The organism is Streptococcus sp. HMSC072C09 (assembly GCF_001813105.1).
Lineage (GTDB): Bacteria > Bacillota > Bacilli > Lactobacillales > Streptococcaceae > Streptococcus.
The window spans coordinates 11,795-38,478 of record NZ_KV811489.1 but is presented as its reverse complement, the minus strand read 5'-3'; the positions used below and the strand labels follow the sequence as shown (position 1 = coordinate 38,478).

Sequence of the window (26,684 nt, the reverse complement as noted above, 5' to 3'; positions counted from 1 at the left end):
TCCATTAATGGGAAGCGTTCGGTGAATTTTATACATCGAGTGTACTATATTCAGCGTTTTCTTCGATAAATTCACGACGTGGTTCCACGCGGTCCCCCATCAACATATCAAAGATCTTATCTGCTTCCGCAGCATCGTCTACTGATACTCGTGCCATCAAGCGATGTTCTGGATTCATGGTTGTTTCCCATAATTGGTGATCATCCATTTCTCCAAGACCTTTATAGCGTTGGATGGTTGGTTTTGAGCGACCTTCTGAATAACGTTCCAAAGCTGCAGCTAATTCGGCTTCTTGGTTGGCACCAGGTTGGATATATTCTTTGATTTCACTACCGACTTTGACCCCATAGATTGGTGGTTGCGCAATATAAACATATCCTGCTTCCAAGACTGGCTTCATATAGCGATAGATCAAAGTCAATAGAAGGGTTCGGATATGAGCGCCATCGACATCGGCATCGGTCATGATCACTAATTTTTGATAACGCGCTTTTGTAACATCAAATTCGGCACCAAATCCAGTTCCCATAGCAGTAAATAAACTACGAATCTCTTCATTGGCTAGAATTTTGTCCATACTTGCTTTTTCAACGTTCAAGATCTTACCACGGATTGGTAAAATCGCTTGGAATTCCCGATTTCGACCAGATTTTGCAGATCCACCGGCTGAATCCCCTTCGACGATAAAGAGTTCTGTTTCTTGTGGATTATTTGAAGAGCAATCTGCCAATTTACCAGGTAGGTTGGAAATCTCAAGCCCTGATTTCTTACGGGTCACCTCACGCGCTCGCTTAGCAGCTACGCGAGCTTTCGCAGCTAAAATCCCTTTTTCGACGATTTTCTTAGCAATTTGCGGATTTTCCAAAAGGAAATCAGAAAAGGCATCACTAAAGAGTCGATTGGTAATCTTAACAACTTCTGAATTTCCAAGTTTAGTCTTGGTTTGTCCTTCAAACTGTGGATTTGGATGTTTAACCGAGATTACTGCTGTTAAGCCTTCTCGAACATCTTCCCCAGTTAGATTGTCTTCGTTTTCTTTTAAGAGTTTATTTTTCTTAGCATAATCATTGATCACACGAGTGAGAGCTGTACGGAAGCCCTGTTCATGCGTTCCACCTTCATGGGTATGAATGTTATTCGCAAAACTCATGACCGTCTCATGGTAGCCTGTGGTATATTGCATAGCTACTTCAACTGTAATATCATCCATTTCACCATCTGTGTAGATTGGTTTTTCAAAGATGACATCCTTGTTTTCATTGATGTATTCGACGTAACTAGAGATCCCACCTTCGTAGTGGTAATGTTTTTCTTGCTCTAAGCCTTCTCGCTTATCCGTCAAAGAAATACGCAAGCCACGATTCAAAAAGGCTAGTTCTTGAATTCGTTTATTTAATTTTTCAAAATCATACTCGGTGGTTTCCGTAAAGATTTCTGGGTCTGGAATAAAGTGAACAGTTGTCCCTGTCCGATCTGTCTCTCCGATGACTTTCAAATCATCCACAACGTGTCCTCGTCGATACTCTTGGTAATGGATACTACCATTTTTATAGACGCGAACATCGAGGGATGTGGAGAGGGCATTGACAACGGATGACCCTACCCCGTGAAGACCACCAGAAACCTTGTAGCCACCTCCGCCGAATTTTCCTCCTGCGTGAAGTACAGTAAAGACAGTTTCGACGGCAGGTCGACCTGTCTTTTCTTGGATATCCACTGGGATCCCACGACCATCATCGACAACCGTGATCGAATTATCTGCTTCAATGAAAACTTCAATATGGCTAGCAAAACCAGCTAAGGCTTCGTCAATCGAGTTATCTACGATTTCCCAGACCAGATGATGAAGACCTTCTTTTGAGGTAGAACCAATATACATCCCCGGACGCATCCGAACGGCTTCTAGTCCTTCCAAGACCTGAATCTGACTGGCATCATATTCTTGCACTTGAATTTCTTGCTGTTTATCCTCTGTCATAATTTCCCTTTTCTATTCAAATATAAACTGGTGTAAGTGTGGCATGGAATCAAATAAATAGGTCGAAAGCCCTGCAGCCTTCCCAGCTTCTATATCGATCGGACGATCTCCGATGACCAGACCGTCTTGAATGCCATATTTTTCCTTCAAATAAAGCATAGAGGCTGGGTCTGGTTTTCGAGGAAAGCCCTCGTCTGCTGTAACAATCTCCGTAAAGTAGGGTGCAATACCTGTCTGATCAAGAAGGGTCAAAACTTGGCGATCCCGATGAGATACCAAAAAATTGCGTCCTCCATGTGCTTGGATCTCTTCTAGTAACTCTTTTGCCCCCTCAAATAAGACCGGCTCTTGCAAGCCCAAGGCTTCTTTTTTCTTGTATTCCGTACGAAAATTTGAAATATGTGGTGCAAAGGTTTGAATTGCATCCTGTGTTGAGATTTTTAATGCTGCATAAACAGAATCATGATCGGCTTGGATGTGAAAGTCCTTCAATGTCGCTACAAAAGCATTTGTGGACGTTTCGTAATTATCCAATAGCGTCCCACCAAGATCCCATATAAAATCATGATAATTCATAGTCAATATTATACCACAAATGGACAAAAAAAATAAGCTAAAACCCTCATTTAGGGGGGATTTTAGCCATTTTTTACGGTCATTTCATTTTAAATCATAGAGAAGTCATTTCCCGTCATAGAATGGGATTTTTCACCAGAAAAAATGGTGTCCAAAAGAGCACTTTTAAGCATCTCCAAAGACATCTTGATAGAGCATTCCTTGACGAAGGCTTTGGGCATCTCCTCCAAATTGCTCTACCAAGGCATAAGCCAAGGCAAGCGCAGTTGAAGGACCACGACTGGTCAAGAGATTCCCGTCTTTCACCACTGTTTCTTTCTGATAGTGCCCATCTTGAATCTCTTCTTCAAAACCATCGTAACACGTATAGTGTTTATCTTTTAAGAGGCCGGCACGTGCCAAGACAATTGGTGCTGCACAAATCGCAGAAATGATTTTTCCTTTCCTACTTTCTTCTTGGAGAGCTGCAATCAATTCCGGATTATCCCGCAAATTCGCAGCTCCTGGCATCCCACCTGGTAAGAAGATTCCATCATAATCTGATAGGTCCCCATTCCAGAGGCGGTCGACTTCCACTGTGATCTGGTGAGAACCTGTGACCGTTTCTTCCATGCCAACGAGGTCACAGTCGATCCCAGCACGTCTCAAAACATCGACAATGGTCAAGGCTTCAATTTCTTCAAAACCGTTTGCTAAAATCGTTGCTACTTTTTTCATTTTCATTCCTTCTTTCTATCTATTGCGCCTTTTTAAGGACTACTTTTTTACGGATTGGAGGCCCATCTTCTGGCTCTTTCTTTTTGCTACTATGATTATATATTGAAAGGACCAGTCCAATACCAATCAGGTTACTAATAATAGACGATCCACCTTGTGAGATAAAGGGGAGGGGAATTCCCGTCAAAGGGAGAAGACCCGTTACCGCTCCGACATTTTCAAAAATATGAAAGACCAGCATCATAATAAATCCGATGGAAATATAGGTATAAAATTGGTTATTGGACTGGAGGGTAATTTTTAAAATGCGGTAAATCAGGGTCACATATAAAATCAGCAGCACCAGAGCTCCAACAAAGCCAAAGTCTTCTGCTACTACTGTAAAAATCATATCGCTTTCTCGTACGGGAACCAATAAATTAGAGACATTAAAGCCTTGCCCAAAGAGGCCACCACTAGCAATAGCTAGCTGTCCTTGTGCCTGCTGGTAGGTGGTGGTTTGTGCATAGTCAAAAGGATTTAACCAGGCTAAAATACGGTTCATCTGATAGGTTGGCATCCCTACTTGCTGGTGCAGAAAAGCTCGCCCCCCTTCTGAAAGAAAGAGGAAGAGAAAGCCTGATAACCCACCTGCTAGAAGCAAGATGACCGGCAAGATAATTTTCCAGGAAACTCCTGAAACGAGCACTAAGCCCGCAAAAATGGCCAAGAATACTAAGGCCGTTCCCAAGTCCTGCTGGAGGGCCAATAAGGCAAAGACCGGAATCGTATAGATGGTCAACTCTAGAATCAAAAACCAATCTTGTCGTAATAATCGCTCACGCCCCTTATTTCTTTGCAAAAATCGGACAATAGAGCGTGACAGCATCAGGATGAAGGGGATCTTCATAAATTCTGAGGGCTGAAATAAGGTGATGTTCCCATAAGCCACCCAGTTTTTAGCTCCTGTTGAAGCTACCAAGTTGGGATTATAAAAAACAAGGGGAAGAACCATCAAGGCCAGGCCAAGCAGGTAAAGAAAGGGAGTGATTTTCCAAAGAAATTTCGTGCTAAAAATGGTCACAATTAGGCAAATGACGCATCCCACACCAATCCAGGCCAATTGCTGCCCTAAAAAAGGCCACACCATTTGGGGATAGTCATGAGAAACTGCTACATAAACAGATAAAATCCCAATCATAAGAAGGGCGAAGACAATCCCAATGATCGAATAATCCAGGTGAATCGTCCAAAAATGATGTTTCTTCATTCACGTTCCTTTCTGTGAAAATCATCAAATCAATTAATAGAACAACATTTGTAGAATCAAGCTAGATCCTGCTACACAAAACCAAGCAATCAACCCTACTAGAAGAGGGGCTGCTCCTGCTGCACGGAACTGTTTCCAAGAAACCTTGCTTCCGATTCCGACCAAGGCCATGGCCATAAAGAGGTGAGAAAGGTCCTTTAAGTAAGGTAGAACCACTTTAGGTACCAAACCGATAGATGAAAGAATAGAAGCCACAATAAACCAGATGATGAACCAAGGAATAATTTTCTTTAGCATCCCTTTGTTTCTTCCTTGTTGCTTGCTCCGATACCATTTTAAACCAATCAAGCCCAAACAAACCGGTACAATCATCAGGGCGCGTGTCAACTTAACAATGGTCGCCATTTCACCCGCAGCCTTACTGTAGGAAAATGCTGCTGCTACAACTGATGACGTATCGTTAATAGCTGTTCCTGACCAGAGACCAAATTGAAAATTAGACATATGCCACAAATGCCCTAATACTGGAAAGATAAAGACAGCCAAAATGTTGAAGAAGAAGATAGTTGACATAGATAAGGCAATTTCCTCTTCATCAGCTTCAATGATCGGCGCTGCTGCTGCGATGGCAGATCCACCACAAATAGCTGTTCCAAACCCAATTAAGGTCCGTAGGTGAGATTTCAGATGAAAGACTTTCCCAAAGATCATCGCTGCAAGAAAGGCAACTGTTAGTGTTGGCAGACTAATCTTCAAAGAAGACAAGCCTGTAGAGGCAACCGTCGCAATGGGCAAGCTAAATCCCATGAAGATAATCGAATACTGCAATAATTTCTTACCAGACCAGTTCAGTCCTGGTCGTGAATTCTCTGGTAAATCTACTAATTCATTGAGGACAATTCCTAAAATCAAAGCAAAGACACTGGAGCCAATGATGGGAAAGAAAGTTCCTAACAGCATGGCGCAAAGAGCCAGTACAAATGCAATTGCAAGTCCAAATCCTTTATTTTTCATTCTCTCAATTCCTTTCAAAAAAGTCAGCTGCTTGCTCAACAAGCCGCTCTCTCACTGTCGTGTGAAGGGGCAACACTTGCTGCAAGCCATCTAAAATTTGTTTTCCATATCGTTTGGTCACCACCCGCTGATCCAATAAAAGGACCAACGATTCCTGGTCTTGAAAACGGCTGGTTCTCCCAATAGCCTGTTTGAGCCTTAAAATTGCGACTGGAAGACTATAGTCATAAAAGGGATTTTTTCCCTGTTCTCTGAGTTGGGTATTCAGCTTTTGAACCATATAATCTTTAGGGTTGTCAAAAGGAAGGCGCGTGATGATTTGAATCACTTCTTTTTGTTGGGAAAAATCGACTCCCTCCCAAAAGCTTCCCGTCCCCAATAGAATGGAGCTTTCTCCTCGGTCAAAGCGTCGCTTAATATTAGCTGCATCGCCATTTCGATACTGGGCCAAATGAGGAAACTTCAAGGCGTTTGACGTCTCCAGTAACAATTCTTTTGAGGTAAACAAAAGAAAAATTGGTTTTCTTAGAGGAAGGAGTTCATCGATGAGCTGACAAATCTCTCCTGCATACTCCACGGAAGATAAAGAAACGACATCTGGAAAATCTATCGGCACCAATAATTCCTGGTGTTGTTTGACTGCTATTGGCACCCGGTAGATCTGCTGCTCTTGGTATCCTAAAAGAGCAGGTAAATGCACTTTTTTACTAATAGCGATCGTCGCTGATACAAAGAGCACGGGTACTTCTTCAGGCACAAACTCCTTAAAGGATAGCAAGTCCTCAACTCCTCCATGGAGACGAAGAATCTGGTGGCTTTCGACCACTTCCTTGTCCATCCAAAAGGTCTGGTAGCGCTCATCAAACAATTCCCTTAGATTCTCTAGAGATTCGTTTTTTAATTCTGAGACATCCTGTCGAATTTTTGCCACTGTTTGATCTGATAAGATTGCTGTTTTTCCTTGTACAACTTCCTTAGAGCAGGCATTTAATTCAAATTGAATACTTTCCAGCAAACGCCGTTGCAGAAGATCTTTCTCCTCTTCGATGGCGTGTTGCAAGCCTAGAAGAAGAGATTGCAAGGTTTCTTCTCTCTGTGAAAACTGCTCTAAAGCAAAGAAGAGTTTTTGCGCTTCATCCACTACCAGAACAGATTCTTGAAGTAGACTCTTATCATCCTCTAGACGGGTTAACAGATAGGCATGATTGGTCAGAATTACCCGGCTGGTTTTCACTTTTTCCTGGCCGAGGCGCCAAAAATCTTCCTGATAAAAAAGTGAACGCTTCGACAATTGGCCATCGTGGCAAATGTCAGCTACAAAATGAAGATGACGATAGAGTTGGCCAATTTCACTGAACTCTCCTGATTCAGTCATGGTCAGCCAAACCAACAGTTGCATTTTAAAGCGTCGAATCATCCCATTATCTGACTCAATCTGTAAGGTCTCATAAAATTTATCGAGTTGGATATAATCCTTGGGACTTTTAAGGCTATGAAAGGGAATTTGGAAAAGATCCTGGATGGTCTTTCCTTCTTTCTTCATAATTTGATCCTGAAGAATTTTAGTTGGAACACTCACAAGAATGCGCTTGGAGGTTTTCGCCAAAAGCGTTAACAGATAAGCGTAGGTCTTCCCAATTCCCGTTGGCGCCTCGATAAAACTTGGAAGCGGCTGGTGCAAACTGTCCTCGATATAGGCAACAAATTCTCTCTGCTCCGGATAAGCTTCCATTCCCAACAACTGCATATTGAGTTCAAACTGTTCAGACAAATAGTGACTTTCTAAGAACTGCTGTGGCTTGCGCAGATAGAGACCATGAACTTCTACTAAATGAGCTGGTAAAAAAAGGCTACTGTCTTTAAGCGCATCTTCTATTAAGAGTCGCGATTCATAAATCAAACAATCTGCCATCGAAAGAAGTTTTTCGATCAATCCTCTTGGTAAGCTCGCAATTTTCTCTCTCAATTTCAACAGCAGCTGGGCTGTTGCCATAGCATCCGCTAAAGCGGAGTGAGCATGGTGCAACTCAATTTCCAGTTCAGCTGCAAGCGCTCCTAAATTGTAGCGTTCTAAAGTCGGATAGAAAATTTGAGACAATTCAACCGTATCAATCCGAGGAGTCGTTAGCTCAAATCCTTCCCAAAAGAGCGCTTCTGCCAATAAATTCGCATCAAATTTGACATTATGGGCCACAAAGACGGCATCTTCTATTAATTCAAAAATTTCTTTTGCCACTTGTGCAAACTCTGGTGCTTTTTTCAAGCGAGCATCTGTCAGGCCAGTCAGTTGTTTGATATGCTCATCCAATCGTTCATGGGGATTCACATCCGTCTCATAGGATTGCGTAATCCTCCCATCTTCGATGATGACAATCCCAACCTGAATGATCTTAGCATTGCTTCCAGCACTGGTCGCTTCCAGATCCACAATGGCATATTTCCGTTTCTGTCTTGTCATAATACTTAAAATTATATCACGTTTGAGCAAGCTCTGCAGATTTTTTTCTCCTTTCATGCTGACTTCAATCCTGTTATTTTCCTCGCAATTTGATACACTATTCTAGAAAGGAGTCCTTATGAAAATCTATCGTACCGTTAATCCTGTAGCTTATGAAAACACCTACTACCTTGAAAATGACCACTCCCTCATTCTTGTCGATCCAGGTAGCGACTGGGCGACTATTCAAAAACAAATAGATCGCATCGGAAAACCAATCGTAGCGATTCTTTTAACCCATACGCATTATGATCACATTATGAGTCTTGAAAAGGTTCGTCAGACCTATCATTTCCCACCTGTTTATGTCCATTCAGCAGAAGCCAGTTGGTTGTCTTCTCCTGTCGATAATTTATCTGGTTTGGATCGTCATGCGGATTTAGAAGATGTGGTATGCAAGGAGGCCGACTTCCTTTATGACATTCGCTCCGATTACCAAATAGCCGATTTCCACTTTTATGTTCTGGAGACACCAGGCCACTCTGCAGGAGGAGTCTCTATCGTCTTTCCTGAGGATCACCTGGTTCTATCCGGTGACGCCCTTTTTCGCGAAACCATTGGACGGACCGATCTTCCAACAGGGAACGCGGCACAGTTACTTAGCAGTATCAGAGAAGAACTCTTTACCCTTCCATCTTCCTACACTGTCTATCCCGGGCATGGCCCTGAGACTTCTATTGGTCACGAGAAGATGTTCAATCCCTTCTTTAGACAATCCTAAAGAGTCCTTATCATCCTTCCTGTCCTCATAGAAGTAGACAAAAAAAGCAAGTGCGAACTTGCTTTTTTATTATATCTTAAGAAAACGTCTCATGGAGATTGAAGAACCAATCGCCCCAATCAAAATTCCTAATCCAAAGAGGCCACCGACCATGATCGGTACCAAGAGATGAGGACTATAGAGATACAAGTTTTGATCTGCCAAGTTATTGTTCATAGATGTATAGACAACATTATACACATAGAAGACCAAAGCTGAAGGAACCAAGGCTCCCAAGAGACCGATCCAAGCACCTTCTAAAAGGAATGGTGCACGAATATAGCCATTTTTTGCTCCTACCAGTCGCATAATCTTAATCTCACGACTACGTGAAATGATGGTAATCCGAATGGTATTTGAAATCAAGAAGACTGCGATGAAGATCAATAAAGCTACACCAATCAAGCCCCAGTTTCGGATGAAGGTTCCAAGAGCAAACAAGCGTTGGGTATCGACCCCACCATCTTTAACTTCAGAGACCCCTTCAATTTTTTTGGCATCTGCTGAGACTTGCTTCACATATTTTGGAGCAGTCGTCTCTACATAATAAGCATCATAGAGAGGATTGGCATCTCCATCAAAAATCTTCCAGTTGTTCCCAGCCGTTTTGATCAGTTTATCATACTGTTCTTCCTTGCTAGAAAAATCAACCTTGTCGACATGCTTCATGGCTGTCAGAGCATCGTAGACCTTATGGTAGTTTTCATTGGTCACGGTTTGACCGTCTTTTTCAATCTGCTCGCTCTGATCTTGAATATCCTTGCGCATGTATACTACAACCCGCACACTGTTTTGAATATCATCTGAAAGCTTGATGGTATTAGCAATAACAGAGGCGAAAATAGCAACCAAGCTAAGGGTAATCATAACCGAGCTGACCGCTGCAATCGTCATCCAACCATTTCGTTTCAAGCTTTTAAGCGATTCGATTAAGTGTCGGAAAAATCTTCTAATCATCGTATCCGTACTCTCCTTCCGCTTCATCACGCACTACACGACCATTTTCAATCGCGATGACACGGTGACGTAAAGTATTTACAATCTGGCTATTGTGGGTCGCCATCAATACTGTGGTCCCTTGCAGATTAATCCGCTCCAAAAGATTCATGATTTCCCATGAATTATCTGGGTCCAAGTTCCCCGTTGGCTCATCCGCAATCAAGACTTTCGGATTGTTGACGATCGCACGAGCAATCGCAATCCGTTGTTGCTCCCCACCGGACAATTCATTCGGGAATGAGCGGACCTTGTGTTTCAATCCGACAAGATCCAAAACTTCCATCACACGCTTTTTAATATTGCGACGGCGCTCACCGATAACTTGCATTGCGTAGGCAATATTTTCATAAACGGTTTTCTTTGGAAGCAATTTATAATCTTGGAAGACCACTCCCACATTGCGTCGCAACATAGGAATATCGCGTTTTTTGATTTTATCCAAATCAAAATCAGCTACTTTCAAACTTCCTTTATCGTGTTTGACTTCACGGTATAAAAGTCGAATAAAGGTCGACTTCCCTGCACCAGAAGGTCCTACGATGTAGGCAAATTCTCCTGGTTCAATTTGGACAGAGACCCCGCGAAGGGCCGTCGTCCCGTTGTCATACTTTTTGACAACATCTTTCATTTCAATCATTGACATGTAATGAAATTCCTCTCATTCTTTTCTGGTTGATTCCCTCGAGGTTATTGGAGACGCCATTTAAGGTAGGCATCGATAAAGCCATCGATATCTCCATCCATCACCTTGTCCACCTGCGCTACTTCGTAGTTGGTCCGGTGGTCCTTAACCATGGTATAAGGGGTAAAAACATAGGAGCGGATTTGACTTCCCCAGGTGATTTCTTTTTTATCCCCTTTTAGAGAATCCACTTCTGCTGCTTTTTTCTCTTGCTCTAATTGGTAGAGTTTAGCTTGCAACATCTTCATCGCACGATCACGGTTCCCGTATTGGGTCCGATCCACGGTGGACGCCACTACAATCCCTGTCGGAATGTGGGTCAAGCGCACCCCTGTAGAGACCTTGTTGACGTTTTGTCCACCAGCTCCACCAGAGCGGAAGGTGTCCATCTTGATATCATCATCACGAACTTCGACTTCGATGGTATCGTCTAATTCGGGCATGACCTCAACAGATGTAAAGGAGGTATGACGACGTTTAGCGGAGTCAAATGGAGAGATCCGAACCAAACGGTGAACGCCCATTTCAGATTTCAGAAGACCGTATGCATGTGGCCCTTCAAAGGATAGGGTCACAGACTTGATTCCAGCCTCATCTCCAGCCTGATAGTCCAAGACTTCAACTTTAAATCCGTGGGCATTTCCAAAACGAGTATACATCCGAAGAAGCATGTCGCCCCAGTCCTGAGCTTCTGTTCCTCCTGAACCTGGGTGGATTTCTAGGATGGCATTATTATTGTCATAGGGTTCAGACAATAGCAAGGTCATCTCATAGCTGGTCATACGTTTATCCAGCTCCTCCAACTTCTCGATCAATTCTTCCTTGACCGAATCGTCTTCTGCCAAAAAGTCCAGTAAGATTTCTGACTCATCAAAGAGATCCACCATTTGATGGAAATTTTCATAGGTCTGCTTGAGTTCATTTAATTCTTGAGATGTCTTTTGCGCAGCAATATTATCATCCCAAAAATCAGGTTCTGTCATTTTATTTTCTAAAATGGCAATTTCTTCTTCCAATGCCTCTAAGTCAAAGAGACCCCCTGAAAGAAGCTAATTTTTCACGATTTGCGTCAATTTTTTGACGAATTTCTGAAATGTCCATAAGTACCTCTTTCTATGTATCTAGTCTATTATATCATAACCTTCACTATTTGCCCACCTTCCAATATTGGATCTGCTGGTTGACTACTGCCAAGCCAGCTAATTTTCAACATTTTTCCATTCATTTGTAACCTAATTGTTAGAAAAAAAGATCCTCTTATGCTAGACTGGTAGCATGACAATAGTAGCTTTTATGTCCGATTTACATATTGATTCGAACAACTTCGGTAAAGAAGAATTAGAGACCCTGATCACTCTTTTCAAGGACAAAAAAATTCAACATCTCCATATTGCAGGAGATATTGCCAACGGCTTTGAAAAGACCTCACAGAAATTTTTAGACCAACTTCATTGTCATCTTCCAGTGACCTTTAGCTTGGGAAATCATGATATGCTGGGCCTATCAGAAGAAGCCATGGGACCTTTTGAATTTCAAAAGATTCCTTTTTCAAAGCATACACTCCTTGCCTTTTCGGGCTGGTATGACTACAGCTTTGTTCCTACTATCTCTCCCCAAAAACATCTCCAAACTAAGAATCTGTTTTGGTTTGACAGACGTCTCCAACGAAGGGGATCTGATCCAGCCATTACCCAACGTCTGTTGCAAGAGCTCGAAACAGAACTCATGCAAGTGGATCAACCCTTGATCATCGCTATGCACTTTGTTCCTCATAGTCAGTTTCTCCTGCGCCACCCTTATTTTGAACGCTTTAATGCTTTTCTAGGGAGCCAAGCCTTTCATGAAATGTTTAGACAATATCCTGTCAAAGAGGTGATTTTTGGTCATAGCCACCATCGAATGCCAGCAACAACCATTGACAACATCACCTATCATGCTAGACCTTTAGGCTATGTCCGAGAATGGGAGCTCTGCAAGCAATTTTTCGAAGCTTTTCCTGAATATGATTTTCCAAAACGATACGATCCCTACAAACGCTATCGCAGAATCAAAGACCTCCCCGAATTTAAAGCATACAAGAAAAAACAGCTCGCTCATGAATTTTCTCAAGCCATGACGATCCTTAAACTATAAAAAAATTGGTCCCTCTGGGACCAATTTTTTTACTCTTCTGTATCCAAGAGATTTTTTGCAACGATTGCAGCCAGAACACCACCGACAATTGGAGCCAAGATAAAGATCCAAATTTGTTGAAGGGCTGCACCACCAACAAAAAGGGCAGGTGCCAAACTACGAGCTGGGTTAACAGAAAGTCCTGTAATGTTCAAACCAACAAGAATAATCAAAGTCAAGCTCAAACCTATGACAAGACCAGCGATTTTCCCATTACCTTTGCTAGCTGATGTCACTGTCATGATGACTAAGATAAAGATAAAGGACGCAATCACTTCAAACAAGAAACCGCCAAATGGAGTCACACCCTTCGCTAGGGCATTTTCACCAAGACTAGCTGTTGACATACCTGAATTTGACAAGAGGAAGAGTACTGTTGCAGATGCGAGAACCGCCCCCACTACTTGAGTTGCAATATAATTAACCAAGTCCTTTGAAGACAAGCGTTTGTTTACAAACATGGCAATCGAAACAGCTGGGTTCAAGTGGGCACCAGAAACAGTCCCAATTGAGTAAGCTGCTGCAACAATGGATAAACCGAATGCCAAGGCAATTCCTAAATGTCCCAGACCTTCTGTTCCATTTCCAAAAACAACTGCGCCAGTCCCGATAAAGACAAGCATAAATGTGCCGATTACTTCAGCAAAAAACTTTTTCATAACTAAGTTTCCTTTCTTCAAACTGTTGACTAGTTTATCAAAAATCCACACGTACCTCAAGAAATATGCCCAGTCTATTTTGCCCGCAAAAAAAGCCATCCAAAGATGACTTTTTTTATGTTTAAATGGCGTTTTTATCTTTTCCAAGTGCACGTTGAACGGCTTTAACAATCTCAACGAGAACAACAATCAAGAGCGAACCAATCATAACTGCTAACCATTGTGTCAAACTCAAATGAGAGACATGGAAGAGTTTGTTAAATCCAGGGACAATGATGGTCGCCATCAAGAGAACAAAGGCAACTGGAATCGACCAGTTAAAGCTCTTGTTCTTGAAGAGTCCCACTTTAAAGATCGATTGGTAAACCGATTTAACGTTAAAGGCATGGAGCAATTGGATCAAACCAAGAGTTGCAAATGCCATGGTCAAAGCGTCTGCATGGATTTCGGCACGAGTCGCATGTTCTGGAGAGAGCAAAGCCCAGCCATAAACACCAAGAACCAGCATGGTTTGGAAGATACCTTGATAAAGAATAGCTCCGAAGACCCCACCGTCAAAGAAGTTAGATTTACGTCCACGAGGTTTGTGGCTCATGACACCTGGCTCAGCTGGTTCCACACCAAGAGCGATGGCTGGAAGCGTATCGGTTACCAAGTTGATCCAGAGAAGATGCACTGGTTGCAATACATCCCAACCAAAGAGGGTTGCAAAGAAGATGGTGAAGACCTCAGCCATATTGGCAGACAAGAGGTATTGGATAGATTTTTGGATATTTGAGAAGACCTTCCGTCCTTCTTCTACCGCTACGATAATGGTTGCAAAGTTATCATCTGCAAGGACCATGTCTGAAGCTCCCTTAGAAACTTCTGTACCTGTAATCCCCATACCGATACCGATATCAGCTGTCTTAAGTGATGGTGCATCGTTGACCCCATCCCCTGTCATGGCAACAACTTTGCCTTCATTTTGCCAAGCTTTCACGATCCGAACCTTGTGTTCAGGTGATACACGCGCATAGACAGAATATTGCTTGAAGACTTTTTGGAATTCTTCGTCAGAGAGTTCATTCAACTCAGCCCCTGTGAAGACATGGTCTTCGGTATCATTTGGATCGATGATTCCCAGACGTTTGGCAATAGCTTCTGCTGTATCTTGGTGGTCACCAGTGATCATGATCGGACGGATACCCGCTTCCTTAGCGACACGGACAGCTTCTGCAGCTTCTGGACGCTCAGGGTCAATCATACCGACCAAACCAGAGAAGATCAGGTCAGACTCAACAATTTCAGACTCCAAAGTTGGAATTTCCTTGCTTGTCTTATAAGCCATCATCAAGACACGAAGGGCTTGTTTAGCCAAGTCTTTGTTGGTAGCAAGGATAGCTTTCTTATCTTCATCCGTGATAGGACGAACTTCCCCATTGACTTCAATACGCGTCACACGTTTGAGCAATTGGTCAGGCGCACCCTTCACAGCGATAAAGTAAGAACCGTTTTCTTCTTTATGGATGGTAGACATAAGCTTACGGTCTGAGTCAAATGGCAATTCAGCTACACGTGGCTCATCCTTCAAGACTTCACGAACATCAAAGTTGTGATCTAAGCCAAACTGCACCAAGGCAGTTTCTGTTGGGTCCCCAATCAACTTGCCAGATGGGTCCACTTTGGTATCATTGGCAAAGTTCATGATACGAAGGGTATTGTTGCTAGCAGCTATCTCAGTTGCTGCACTTTGTAATTGACCGTTGGTATAGACTTTTTCAACCGTCATTTGGTTCATGGTCAAAGTACCTGTTTTATCAGATGCGATGATTTCTGTTGAACCAAGTGTTTCAACGGCTGGCAATTTACGAACAATCGAATTGCGTTTGGCAAGGGTTGTTGTTCCCAAAGAAAGAACGATGGTTACAATGGCAGGAAGTCCTTCTGGAATCGCCGCAACCGCAAGGGCAACAGCTACCATCAAGCCTTCCAATGGATGTTCCCCACGAACGAAGACACCAACTAAGAAAGTAATGACCGCAATCACAACAATTAAGTAAGTCAAGGCTTTAGATAATTGTTCCAAGCTTTGCTTCAATGGTGTTTCAGTCTCATCGGCATTAGCCAACATATCTGCAATCTTACCAACTTCTGTATACATACCAGTGTTTGTTACGACACCAATACCACGACCATAAGTTACATTTGAGTTTTGGTAACCCATATTAACGCGGTCCCCAATACCAGCATCTGCTTCAACAAGTCCTGTCACATCTTTTTCAACTGGCACAGACTCCCCTGTAAGAGCTGCTTCTTCAATTTTAAGAGAAGCTGCTTCAAACAAACGCATATCTGCAGGCACGACATCTCCCGCTTCAAGCAAGACGATATCTCCGGGTACCAATTCTTTTGAGTCAATCTCAATAACATGGCCATCACGACGAACACGAGCCATGGGGCTAGACATATTTTTCAGAGCTTCAATGGCTGCTTCTGCTTGCCCTTCTTGGTAAACCCCAAAGGCAGCATTCAAGACAACAACGGCCAAGATGATCATGGCATCCGTTAGACCGTCCATTCCTTCTGTAATCACAGAAAGTGCCGCTGCCACAAGCAAGATGATAATCATCAAATCCTTAAATTGATCAAGGAATTTAGCTAGTAGGCTACGTTTTTCACCCTCTTCCAACTCATTACGACCATAATTCGCTAAGCGTTCTTGAGCCTGGGCGGTTGACAAACCTTCGACAGATGAGTCCAAGTTCTTTAGGACTTCCTCAGAAGATTGCGTGTAAAACAAATCTTTATTTTGTTCTTTTGACAAAACAGTCTCCTCCTTTTTGGCCTCTTTTTACAAAAAAAGAGACCTGTTTTTTAAAAAAACAAGTCTCGCTGTTTAATATAGTGCCGGAAATAATTCGTAATGACGACACTATCGCGGAAAACCGCCAGCTACTCCCTTGAGTGGTTTTATTATACCATTTTTATAGAATAAAGCAAGCGGGATCTCTAATAATTTAATGAGGTCTATTCTTCCCATTCCACTAGTAATTGATAATTAGCAAATTCCTGTTCTCCATCGAGAGTTAACAAGCGATAAGAGACTTGCAAATGACCTGCTTCTAATTGAAAGAAATCTGTTGTAATCAAAAACTGCTGAATGCCCATCGGAGTTGGGATGATTGCCCCACCATCTTCATTTTTGTAGAAACGCATGATGGATTTAGGACTTGAGAAACGTGTCATGACCAATTCGTCATTGGAAAATTTCAAAGCAACCTTTTCATCTTCTTCATTGGTATACAAGAGATACTGAAAACCTGCTTTTTCCTTCCATTCACCTTGATAGTACTGATCAACGATTTCCATTTCTTCTCCAAATCGAATGGTATTTTGAATGCGAATCTGCATCTTTGTCTCCTTCTCTTCTTTTCTTGCCTTACTATTCTATCAAATTTTACGCATTTTGACTGCCCCTATTAGCCTCTATATCGCAAAATAGGCTTTTTTTTGCTATAATAGACCCATGAATGAAAAAGTCTTTCGCGATCCCGTGCATGATTACGTTCATGTGGATCATCCCATCATTTATCAATTAATTAATAGTAAAGAATTTCAACGACTACGCCGCATCAAACAACTGGGGACATCTGGTTTTACCTTCCACGGTGGGGAGCATAGTCGTTTTTCTCACTGTCTTGGCGCCTATGAAATTTCAAGACGCATTCTATCCATTTTTGAGGAGAAGTATGCAGAGCAATGGAATTCTGATGAAAACTTACTGACCATGACAGCCGCTCTTCTTCATGACATTGGACATGGTGCTTATTCTCATACCTTCGAAGGACTCTTTGGAACCGATCATGAAAAAATGACCCAGCTGATCATCACCAGCCCAGAGACGGAGGTCAATCAGATCCTCTTGCAAGTGGCTCCTGATTTCCCAAATCGTGTAGCCAGCGTCATTGATCATACCTATCCCAATAAACAAGTGGTGCAATTAATTTCTAGTCAGATTGATGTGGACCGAATGGATTATTTACTGCGGGATGCCTATTTTACGGGTGCTTCCTATGGAAAATTTGACTTGACCCGTATTTTGCGCGTCATTCGACCGATTGAAAATGGCATTGCCTTCCAACAAAATGGCATGCACGCTGTCGAGGATTACGTGGTCAGCCGTTACCAAATGTATATGCAGGTCTACTTCCACCCGGCTACTCGTGCCATGGAAGTCCTCCTTCAAAATCTTCTCAAACGAGCTAGAACCATTTATCCAGATCAGAAAGAGTATTTTCAACTGACTTCACCTCGCTTGATTCCATTTTTTGAAGAAGAGGTCACCATTCAAGACTACCTAAATCTAGATGACGGTGTGATGAATACCTATTTCCAAGTCTGGATGGATAGTCCGGATACCATCTTGTCTGATCTTGCTCAGCGATATATTAATCGGAAAGTCTTTAAATCGATTCTATTTACAGAAGATAAACGAAAAGACTTAGCAATCCTTGAAAAACTGATTAAAGAGGTTGGGTTTAATCCAACCTACTACACCGCTATTCATCAAAATTTCGATCTGCCCTACGATATTTATCGACCAGAGCTTGAAAAACCGCGGACCCAGATCGAGATGATCCGAAAAGATGGGAGTCTCGCTGAATTATCTCAGTTGTCTCCACTCGTCGCTGCTTTAGCAGGAACTCGCTATGGGGACAACCGCTTCTATTTTCCAAAAGAAATGCTGGAGGTTAATGGACTTTTCAGTAAGCAAGTAGAAGAATTCACTTCTTATATCACCAATGATTATTTTACAGGAGAGACGGATGTCCATTAAATTAGTGGCGATCGATATCGACGGTACACTTCTCAATTCAAAAAAAGAGATCACACCTTCCGTATTTGGAGCCATTCAAGACGCTAAAGCCGCAGGCGTTAAAATCGTGATCACAACCGGTCGTCCTATCGCAGGGGTCTCAAAACTTTTAAAAGAACTCCATTTGATGGATCCTGGAGACTATGTTATTACCTTTAATGGTGGTCTGGTTCAAGAAACCGCTACTGGAAAAGAACTCATCAAGGACCTTTTAGATTATGAGGACTATCTCGATATCGAGTCTCTTGCTAACAAACTCCAAATCCACTCTCATGCAATTACTAAAGACGGCATCTATACCAGCAATCGCGATATCGGACGCTACACCATTCATGAATCTCAACTGGTTAATATGCCCCTTTATTACCGGACGCCTGAAGAAGTTCGTGAGAAAGAATTTGTCAAGGCCATGTATATCGATGAACCAGACATTCTGGATGCTGCGATTGCAAAAATCCCTAAAGAATTCGAGGATCGCTTCACGATGGTCAAATCAGCTCCTTTTTATTTAGAAATTCTAGGGAAAACAACCAATAAGGGATCAGCTGTTCTTCATCTAGCTGAACGACTTGGAATCCAGCAAGAAGAAACCATGGCCATCGGAGATGAGGAAAATGACCGTTCCATGCTAGAAGTCGTGGGACATGCCGTCGTTATGGAGAATGGCAATCCAGCTCTTAAAAAAATTGCTACAACTATTACTAAATCAAATGATGAATCTGGCGTTGCATACGCCATTAGAAAGTGGGTATTATAAGAAATGTACCATTACCAGCTAGGAATTTCTGCTAGTGAGCATGATGACTTTGTTATTCAGAGTGACCAAACCAATCTCTTACAAAGCAGTTCATGGGCAAAAATTAAAGATAATTGGGGAAATGAACGGGTTGGTTTTTATCAAGAAGACCAATTAGTCGCTGTTGCAAGCATCTTGATTCAACCCCTGCCACTTGGCTTTTCCATGCTCTACATTCCTCGAGGCCCCATCATGGATTACCAAAACAAGGAGCTGGTTTCATATGTGATCCAGTCCCTTAAAAAGATAGCCAAACAATACAAGGCCTTGTTTGTGAAATTTGATCCAAGTCTTTTCTTGAGTAAACAATTGATTGGACAAGAAAATACGGAAACCACTGATGTGCAAGCAGTGATCGATACCCTAACAAAAGAAGGGGTTGAATGGACTGGCCGAACCATTGATATGGCAGAAAATATCCAACCACGCTTTCAAGCGAATATCCACAATGAGTTTTTCACCGAGCAAGATCTTTCAAAATCTACTCGACAAGCCATCCGAACGGCTCGGAACAAAGGGATCCAAGTCCAATTTGGCGGGACTGAATTGTTAGAGGACTTTGCATCTCTCATGAAAAAGACTGAAGCTCGTAAAAGCATTCATTTACGTGGAAAAGACTACTACGAAAAACTACTCACAACCTACCAAGGACAATCCTACATTACTTTATCTACTCTAGATCTCGAGAAACGGAAAAACTCCCTTACAAAAGATCTTGAAAAAAGCAAGGCTGAGGCTGAAAAATTCACAGAAAAAACAAAGCCTGGCAAGGTTGAGAATAACCAAAAAGAAAAAGAGCGGATAGAGGAAGAACTGCAATTTCTTGAACAGCATCTCCAAGCAGGTATACAGGTTGTTCCTTTATCTGGGACCTTAACCCTTGAATTCGGTGGGACATCTGAAAATGTTTATGCAGGGATGGATGAAGAATTCCGCCGTTACCAACCTGCTATCCTCACCTGGTATGAAACTGCCCAACACGCTTTCGACCGTGGTGCTTCTTGGCAAAATATGGGGGGGATTGAAAATTCACTCGATGGTGGTCTCTATCATTTCAAATCTAAATTTAATCCTGTCATTGAAGAATTTGTTGGGGAATTCAACCTCCCAACCAGTCCACTCTATCCACTTGTAAACAAAGTCTACAAGATCCGGAAAAAATTAAGGAGTAAATAAGTTACATGACTCTTACGACAATTTCAAAAGAAGAATTTACCTCATTTGCAAATACTGTCTCCCATCGCTCTTTTATCCAGTCTGCTGAAATGGCAGATCTGCTTGAAAAGCGAGGAAACACGGTCCAATTTATCGCTTGGAAACAAGAAAATCAAGTCCAAGTGGCAGCAATCTTGTACAGTCTTCCTATGACAGGTGGTCTCCATATGGAAATCAATTCTGGCCCCCTTTACCAAAAGGAAGCTATGCTAGAACCTTTCTATGCAGCTTTAAAAGACTATGCGAAAGAAAATGGGGCTATTGAACTCGTTATTAAGCCCTATGATACCTATCAAACCTTTGACAGTGACGGGAATCCAACCAGTGAAGAGCAAACTCATTTTATGGATACCCTAAAAAAATTGGGCTATCAGCATGATGGTTTAACAACAGGTTATCCAGGAGGAGAAGGTGATTGGCATTATGTGAAAGATATGGAGGGCATCACCGAAAAAAATCTTCTCAAGAGCTTCAGTAAAAAAGGAAAGCCACTTGTCAAGAAAGCTAAATCTTTCGGTATTAAACTGAAACGATTAAACCGAGATGAACTGCAACTCTTTAAGGATATTACTTCCTCAACCAGTGACCGTCGCGACTATCAGGATAAGACCTTGGATTATTACCAAACTTTCTATGACAGTTTTGGCGACAATGCAGATTTCATGATCGCAACACTGAACTTCCACCATTACTACACGAATCTTGAAAAAGACCAAGGAAAACTAGCACAGAAGATTGAGAAATTACAGAAAGATCTTGAAGTCAACCCACATTCAGAGAAAAAACAAAATCAACTTCGTGAATTCTCTAGCCAGTTTGATACCTTTGAGGTGAGAAAGAAGGACGCGAAAGAATATATTGAAAAATATGGAGATCAAGACGTCATTCTTGCAGGTAGTCTCTTTGTCTATATGCCACAAGAATCCACCTATTTATTCAGTGGCTCTTATACAGAATTTAATAAGTTCTATGCTCCTGCTGTTCTCCAAGAATATATGATGCTTGAAACCATCAAACGTGGTATCCCAAGATATAACTTCCTCGGTATTCAAGGAATCTTTGACGGGTCAGACGGTGTTCTTCGTTTCAAACAAAACTTCAACGGCTACATCGTCCGTAAGATGGGAACCTTCCGTTATTACCCAAGTCCTCTGAAATACAAACTGATTTCTCTCATTAAGAAACTATTAGGACGTTCCTAACTCAAAAGACCAGCTTTGAAGCTGGTCTTTTCTACTATAAAAAAGACAAAAAAGACGAGAAATCTCTCGCCTTTTAGATGTTATTATTTAACGAAGTCAAGCAATGCCAAGAAGCTTTCTGGATCAAGTGATGCACCACCCACAAGAGCTCCGTCAACGTCTGGACAAGCCATGTATTCAGCAACGTTTTCAGGTTTAACTGAACCACCGTATTGAACACGTACTTTATCAGCCACTTCTTGACCAAAGTCAGTAGCTACAACGTCACGAACAACTTTACACATTTTTTGTGCGTCGTCTTGTGAAGCTGATTTACCAGTACCGATCGCCCAGATTGGCTCGTATGCGATAACTGTTGAAGCGACTTGTTCTGCAGTCAATCCAGCAAGAGCAGCTGAAACTTGAGCTCCTACGAATTCTGCTGCTTTACCAGCTTCGTAAGTTTCAAGGCTTTCACCACAACAGATGATTGGAAGCATACCGTTCGCAAAGATTGCTTTTGCTTTTTTGTTGATATCTTCATCAGTTTCATGGAAGTAGTCACGACGTTCTGAGTGACCGATAACAACGTAGTCAGTACCGATTTCTTTCAAAACTTGTGGGCTAGTTTCACCAGTGAAGGCACCAGCATTTTCAAAGTAAGTGTTTTGGGCAGCAACTTTAAGATTTGAACCTTTAGCAGCAGCAAGTACAGCTGTCAAGTCAACTGCAGGAGCTGCGATACCAGCTTCAACAAGGTCAGCTGAAGGAAGTTTTGATGCTACAGCTTCAACGAATACTTTTGCTTCTTCTGGATTTTTGTTCATTTTCCAGTTACCAGCGATAAATGGTTTACGTGACATTTCACATACCTCTTTTTTCTAATTTTATACTACTATTTTACCATAATTTTCGTCATAATGAAAGGTTGCACAAGCTCATTTTACTTTTTACCAAAATAAAAACCCCGTCTTCACGGGGTTTTCTGTCTGTCTATATAATTGTTAATCTGGGAACTAGATCGAATTAAGCTTCGATTTCAGTAACCATACCTGAACCAACAGTACGTCCACCTTCACGGATTGAGAATGTAGTACCTTGTTCAACGGCGATTGGGTGGATCAACTCAACGTCGATAGTCACGTTATCACCAGGCATTACCATTTCAGTTCCAGCTGGAAGTTCGATAGATCCAGTTACGTCAGTTGTACGGAAGTAGAACTGTGGACGGTAGTTGTTGAAGAATGGAGTATGACGTCCACCTTCTTCTTTAGTAAGGATGTAAACTTCACCTTTGAATTTAGTGTGTGGGTTGATTGAACCTGGTTTAGCGATAACTTGTCCACGTTCGATTTCATCACGTTGGATACCACGAAGAAGCACACCAACGTTATCCCCTGCAAGACCTTCGTCAAGTTGTTTACGGAACATTTCAACACCAGTAACAACTGCTTTTTGGATTTCGTCTTTGATACCAACGATTTCGATTTCGTCGTTGACACGAACAACACCACGGTCGATACGTCCTGAAGCAACTGTACCACGTCCAGTGATTGAGAATACGTCTTCGACTGGAAGAAGCAATGGTTTGTCAGTATCGCGTTCTGGTTCTGGGATGTACTCATCAACAGTATCCATCAATTCCATGATGATGTCTTCATATTTAGAGTCACCTTCAAGAGCTTTAAGAGCTGAACCTTGGATAACTGGAAGGTCATCACCTGGGAAATCGTATTCTGAAAGAAGGTCACGGATTTCCATTTCAACCAATTCAAGCAATTCTTCATCGTCAACCAAGTCAACTTTGTTCATGAAGACGATCAAGTGTTTAACACCAACCTGACGTGAAAGAAGGATGTGTTCACGTGTTTGTGGCATTGGTCCGTCAGTTGAAGCTACTACAAGGATAGCTCCGTCCATTTGAGCGGCACCAGTGATCATGTTTTTAACGTAGTCCGCGTGTCCTGGAGCGTCGATGTGAGCGTAGTGACGTTTAGCAGTTTCGTACTCAACGTGTGCAGTGTTGATGGTGATACCGCGTTCGCGTTCTTCTGGAGCAGCATCGATAGACGCATAGTCTTTAGGTTGGTTAACTGATGAAGGCAAGCGACGTGCCAAAACAGTTGTGATTGCTGCAGTTAGGGTAGTTTTACCGTGGTCAACGTGTCCGATTGTACCGATGTTAACGTGCGGTTTACTACGATCGTATTTTTCTTTTGCCATTTGAGTAAAAGCCTCCAATAAAATATATTTTATAGATAGACAGTAGGCAATACAGTCTAACTTTCCTTACTATTCTATCGAATTTTAGATAAAATTGCAAGCCTTTTACCTATATTTTCTTAATTATTCCTCTTCTTTTCTTTTATTTTATCAGCTTGCTGAAAGATCCTGTTCTAGCTTTGAAAATTCTCATTTAAAATCTTCTATTCAAGCCCAATACGTACCTTTTGCGCCTTTTGGGTTCAGGGAATAAAAAAATCGGAACAGTCGTTCCGATTTTTTTAACCTGAATTACGTAATCCTGTAGCCACTCCATTGATCGTAATATGGATTAGCTTGTCTTGATCGGCTGGTAATTGGCCGGTCCGTTGACGTCGAATCAGTTCTAACTGAATATAGTTCAAGACGTTAAAGTATGGCATCCGATAGTCCAAACTTTCTTTCAGATAAGGGTTTTCAGCGAGCAACTCGTCTTGCTCTTCAATCATCAAGATGATGTCCTTGGTCAATTGCCATTCATGTAAGATGATCTGATAGATATTACGAACTTCTTCTTCTTCACACAATTGGGCGTACTCAAAGGCAATGTCCATGTTGGCTTTGGATAAGACCATGTCCACATTTGACAAGAGAGATTGGAAGAAAGGCCAGTTTTTATACATGTATCGAAGGGTTTCGATATTCTCAGGATCCTCATCGATAAATTCCTTAAAGCTAGAACCTACTCCGTACCAACCAGGGAACATCACCCGACTTTGTGACCATGAGAAGACCCATGGGATAGCACGCAAACCACCGATTTCTGTAATGGTCTTACGAGCAGCAGGACGTGAACCAATATTAAAGCTTGAAATTGCTTTGATCGGACTTGATTCAAAGAAGTAGTCATAGAAGTGCTCATTTCCAAAGACCAAATCACGATAGATATCGTAACTGCGATTCACGACTTTATCCATGACTTCCCCGAAACGATCAAACATAGAGAATGGACTCTTTTGTTCGGCAATCATTCGGTTAATGGTTGCAGAGACGAGCATCTCAAGGTTGTAGTAAGCAGCATCTTTATTTCCATATTTATTGCCGATTACTTCCCCTTGCTCCGTTAAGCGGATACGGTCATTAATGGATTTCAATGGTTGAGACGTGATGGCTTCATAAGTAGGACCTCCACCACGACCAACAGTACCACCACGACCATGGAAGAAGGTAATCTTCACTCCAAACTCATCTCCGATAGCGGTCAATTGTTGTTGGGCTTTAAAGAGGGTCCAGCAAGAAGACAAGTATCCACCATCTTTGTTGGAATCAGAATAACCTAACATAATCTCTTGGTAGTTGTTCTTAGAAGCAATCCAACGTTTGGCAATCGGAAGAGACAAGTAACTTCTCATGGTTTCTTCTGAGTGATCCAAATCTTCGATGGTTTCAAACAAAGGCACGATTTGCACACGAGCTTTTTCCGTATCGACTAAGCCCACTTCTTTCAACATCACAGCCAATTCCAACATATCTGACACACTGGTTGCATGAGAAATGATGTTTTGACGAATGACTTCTTCTCCTAAACGATCCTTCAATTCACGGGCCGTTTGGAAAATCGCTAATTCTTTTTCAAGCAGTTCAGATTTTTCAGCATGAGTTGCTGATAAAATACGTGGATCTTCTAAAAGTTCTTTCAAGAGAACTTGACACTTTTCATCCTCTGATAAATCAGAATAATGGTCATTAATTCCAGCTGATTTCAGCAATTCTGCCACACAGGCTTCATGCACACTCGAATCCTGGCGCATATCAATAGAGGCCAGATAGAATCCAAAAACATCGATGGCTTCTAGAAGTTCTGCAAATTCACCAGAAATCAAATACTCTGATTTGTTTTCTAACAAGGAATCTTTGATCTTTTCAAGGTCTTCTTTAAATTCTTGAGCTGATGCATAAGCTGGAGCTTCTTTCTCAGAAATTTTCTTTAGAGCCCCAGAGATACGATTGCCGATATAATCAGAAACTGGCCCTTGTTGATGAGCATTTGCTCCTAATAACCTCTCGACAGCATAACGATCTTCTCTAGTTTCCCCAACCATCGTCCATTCTTTTAAATTGACCAAGGTTTGGATCAATTTTGATTGGATATAGTGGAAAGCTCGACGGTAAGGTTCTTTTTCACGAAAGACGGATGTATCACTGGATAGGGCTGCCATTTCAGCTACTGCTTCACTTGTTTTAGAAAGACTCGTTGAAAGGGAGAAGTGACGGTATAATTTAGAAATCTTTTCGATGTAATAGTTCAAAATGACTTCACTTTGGATAGTCGCTGAACGCTTCAAGGTCTCAGCTGTTACAAACGGATTCCCGTCCCGGTCTCCCCCAATCCACATGCCCATTGTGATCGGACGTGGTTGTTCAAGCTCTAATCCATGCTCTTTTGCCAAGCGTTTGTATTCCAACATCAGGTTTGGAACAGCTTGCAAGAAAGAGCTATTGTAATATTCCATGACATTGGTGATTTCATTAGTAACCTTCAATTTTTTGTCACGAATCATATCCGTTTGCATCATGATTTCGATATTACAACGAAGGTTGTTGTACCACTTATTCTCATTCATTAAACCAGCTTTAACATCCCGGTGCTGACGAAGAAGAGCATGAATATGATTGGTTAGATCCAGCATGGTTTTTCGTTGCACTTGAGTTGGATGGGCTGTTAAAACAGGTACAATATTGAGATTTTCAAGAATTTCTTGTGCATCTTCATTTTTCGCAACTTCTTTGATGGTTGAAGAAAGTTTTCCGAGGTATTCACCATCCACGTTATTCAAATGATTGATTTCATAGGCCAAATCGACATCTTCTGAGATGTTAATCAAGAGTGGCAAAATGGCAAAATAACGTGAAATCACTGTCATTTCTTCATTTGTCAATTGTTCCACTATTTGATTCAACTCACGATAGTTCTGTGTTTTTGATAGATCCTTCAACTGCCTAATTTTATCAAAGGTTTCCGGACGAACCAATTTTTTCGTAATATCATCTAATAAATTGGTTAAGATTTCTGCTTCTTCTTTGATAATATCTTTATTTGTGAAGTTCTCTAATTTTTGTAAGACCATT

General features: G+C 41.8%; 21 protein-coding genes. 6 read left to right on the top strand and 15 right to left on the bottom strand.

Annotated features, from left to right (window positions below; all coding sequences use genetic code 11):
* Positions 1 to 28: 28 nt before the first annotated feature.
* From gyrB to HMPREF2893_RS03405, 6 genes are all read right to left on the bottom strand, one after another.
* A complete protein-coding gene (gene gyrB / locus HMPREF2893_RS03430) occupies positions 29 to 1,978 on the bottom strand; it encodes a DNA topoisomerase (ATP-hydrolyzing) subunit B (RefSeq protein WP_070674324.1) in 1,950 nt (649 codons plus the stop codon).
* A 12-nt stretch (positions 1,979 to 1,990) separates the two neighbouring features.
* Complete coding sequence (locus tag HMPREF2893_RS03425; RefSeq protein WP_070674322.1) at positions 1,991 to 2,554, bottom strand: HAD-IA family hydrolase; 564 nt, start codon at positions 2,552 to 2,554, stop codon at positions 1,991 to 1,993.
* A 165-nt stretch (positions 2,555 to 2,719) separates the two neighbouring features.
* The gene (locus tag HMPREF2893_RS03420) at positions 2,720 to 3,271 is read right to left on the bottom strand and encodes a DJ-1 family glyoxalase III (protein ID WP_049486074.1); all 552 of its coding nucleotides are present in this window, start codon (positions 3,269 to 3,271) and stop codon (positions 2,720 to 2,722) included.
* A 19-nt stretch (positions 3,272 to 3,290) separates the two neighbouring features.
* Positions 3,291 to 4,520 carry an FtsW/RodA/SpoVE family cell cycle protein gene (locus HMPREF2893_RS03415; protein ID WP_049486073.1) on the bottom strand — a complete coding sequence of 410 codons (1,230 nt, stop codon included), beginning with the start codon at positions 4,518 to 4,520 and terminating at the stop codon, positions 3,291 to 3,293.
* Positions 4,521 to 4,553: 33 nt separating this feature from the next.
* Entirely contained in the window at positions 4,554 to 5,534 is a 981-nt protein-coding gene (locus tag HMPREF2893_RS03410; protein WP_049486072.1) for a YeiH family protein, read from the bottom strand.
* Positions 5,535 to 5,538: 4 nt separating this feature from the next.
* A complete protein-coding gene (locus tag HMPREF2893_RS03405; protein ID WP_070674441.1) occupies positions 5,539 to 7,992 on the bottom strand; it encodes a bifunctional DnaQ family exonuclease/ATP-dependent helicase in 2,454 nt (817 codons plus the stop codon).
* 118 nt (positions 7,993 to 8,110) lie between these two features.
* Between HMPREF2893_RS03405 and HMPREF2893_RS03400 the strand changes: the two genes are divergently transcribed.
* Complete coding sequence (locus HMPREF2893_RS03400) at positions 8,111 to 8,752, top strand: MBL fold metallo-hydrolase (protein WP_049475350.1); 642 nt, start codon at positions 8,111 to 8,113, stop codon at positions 8,750 to 8,752.
* 69 nt (positions 8,753 to 8,821) lie between these two features.
* Here the strand turns inward: HMPREF2893_RS03400 and ftsX are convergent, their stop codons facing one another.
* From ftsX to prfB, 3 genes are all read right to left on the bottom strand, one after another.
* Positions 8,822 to 9,748, bottom strand: coding sequence for a permease-like cell division protein FtsX (gene ftsX, locus HMPREF2893_RS03395; protein WP_042759907.1), 927 nt, complete (start codon positions 9,746 to 9,748; stop codon positions 8,822 to 8,824).
* Complete coding sequence (gene ftsE / locus HMPREF2893_RS03390) at positions 9,741 to 10,433, bottom strand: cell division ATP-binding protein FtsE (RefSeq protein ID WP_003008021.1); 693 nt, start codon at positions 10,431 to 10,433, stop codon at positions 9,741 to 9,743. The genes ftsX and ftsE overlap by 8 nt, the downstream gene beginning before the upstream one ends.
* 44 nt (positions 10,434 to 10,477) lie before the next feature.
* Positions 10,478 to 11,573 (bottom strand): peptide chain release factor 2 gene (prfB, locus tag HMPREF2893_RS03385; RefSeq protein ID WP_100209015.1). Its coding sequence is split into 2 segments (ribosomal slippage): positions 10,478 to 11,500 and positions 11,502 to 11,573, totalling 1,095 coding nucleotides; the frame shifts between segments, so codons are not numbered across the junction.
* A gap of 174 nt (positions 11,574 to 11,747) precedes the next feature.
* Here prfB and HMPREF2893_RS03380 point away from each other — a divergent pair.
* Positions 11,748 to 12,605 (top strand): metallophosphoesterase, encoded by an 858-nt coding sequence (locus HMPREF2893_RS03380; RefSeq protein WP_070674319.1) that lies wholly within the window; start codon positions 11,748 to 11,750, stop codon positions 12,603 to 12,605.
* Between the two features lie 29 nt (positions 12,606 to 12,634).
* Here the strand turns inward: HMPREF2893_RS03380 and HMPREF2893_RS03375 are convergent, their stop codons facing one another.
* The 3 genes from HMPREF2893_RS03375 to HMPREF2893_RS03365 all read right to left on the bottom strand — a co-directional run bounded on the left by HMPREF2893_RS03375 (position 12,635) and on the right by HMPREF2893_RS03365 (position 16,696).
* Positions 12,635 to 13,303 carry an MIP/aquaporin family protein gene (locus tag HMPREF2893_RS03375; RefSeq protein WP_070674316.1) on the bottom strand — a complete coding sequence of 223 codons (669 nt, stop codon included), beginning with the start codon at positions 13,301 to 13,303 and terminating at the stop codon, positions 12,635 to 12,637.
* Positions 13,304 to 13,424: 121 nt separating this feature from the next.
* On the bottom strand, positions 13,425 to 16,109 hold the full coding sequence (locus HMPREF2893_RS03370; protein ID WP_070466285.1) for a cation-translocating P-type ATPase: 2,685 nt from the start codon (positions 16,107 to 16,109) through the stop codon (positions 13,425 to 13,427).
* 203 nt (positions 16,110 to 16,312) lie between these two features.
* Complete coding sequence (locus tag HMPREF2893_RS03365) at positions 16,313 to 16,696, bottom strand: YwiB family protein (protein ID WP_049475354.1); 384 nt, start codon at positions 16,694 to 16,696, stop codon at positions 16,313 to 16,315.
* Positions 16,697 to 16,811: 115 nt separating this feature from the next.
* Between HMPREF2893_RS03365 and HMPREF2893_RS03360 the strand changes: the two genes are divergently transcribed.
* Genes HMPREF2893_RS03360 through HMPREF2893_RS03345 form a run of 4 tightly spaced genes read left to right on the top strand, consistent with a single transcriptional unit; the run spans position 16,812 to position 21,374 of the window.
* Positions 16,812 to 18,122 carry an HD domain-containing protein gene (locus HMPREF2893_RS03360; protein ID WP_013903868.1) on the top strand — a complete coding sequence of 437 codons (1,311 nt, stop codon included), beginning with the start codon at positions 16,812 to 16,814 and terminating at the stop codon, positions 18,120 to 18,122.
* A complete protein-coding gene (gene yidA / locus HMPREF2893_RS03355) occupies positions 18,112 to 18,918 on the top strand; it encodes a sugar-phosphatase (RefSeq protein WP_070674313.1) in 807 nt (268 codons plus the stop codon). Before HMPREF2893_RS03360 ends, yidA begins: the two co-directional genes overlap by 11 nt.
* A gap of 3 nt (positions 18,919 to 18,921) precedes the next feature.
* Entirely contained in the window at positions 18,922 to 20,133 is a 1,212-nt protein-coding gene (locus HMPREF2893_RS03350; protein ID WP_049483363.1) for an aminoacyltransferase, read from the top strand.
* Between the two features lie 5 nt (positions 20,134 to 20,138).
* Positions 20,139 to 21,374: an aminoacyltransferase gene (locus HMPREF2893_RS03345; protein ID WP_070674310.1), complete on the top strand. Its 1,236-nt coding sequence runs from the start codon at positions 20,139 to 20,141 to the stop codon at positions 21,372 to 21,374.
* A gap of 83 nt (positions 21,375 to 21,457) precedes the next feature.
* On the opposite strand, the gene tpiA is transcribed toward HMPREF2893_RS03345, so the two are convergent.
* From tpiA to ppc, 3 genes are all read right to left on the bottom strand, one after another.
* Entirely contained in the window at positions 21,458 to 22,216 is a 759-nt protein-coding gene (gene tpiA, locus HMPREF2893_RS03340) for a triose-phosphate isomerase (RefSeq protein WP_070674307.1), read from the bottom strand.
* Positions 22,217 to 22,379: 163 nt separating this feature from the next.
* Positions 22,380 to 23,576 carry an elongation factor Tu gene (gene tuf / locus HMPREF2893_RS03335; protein ID WP_003008055.1) on the bottom strand — a complete coding sequence of 399 codons (1,197 nt, stop codon included), beginning with the start codon at positions 23,574 to 23,576 and terminating at the stop codon, positions 22,380 to 22,382.
* A 281-nt stretch (positions 23,577 to 23,857) separates the two neighbouring features.
* Positions 23,858 to 26,683 (bottom strand): phosphoenolpyruvate carboxylase, encoded by a 2,826-nt coding sequence (ppc, locus tag HMPREF2893_RS03330; RefSeq protein WP_070674304.1) that lies wholly within the window; start codon positions 26,681 to 26,683, stop codon positions 23,858 to 23,860.
* Position 26,684: the final 1 nt, after the last annotated feature.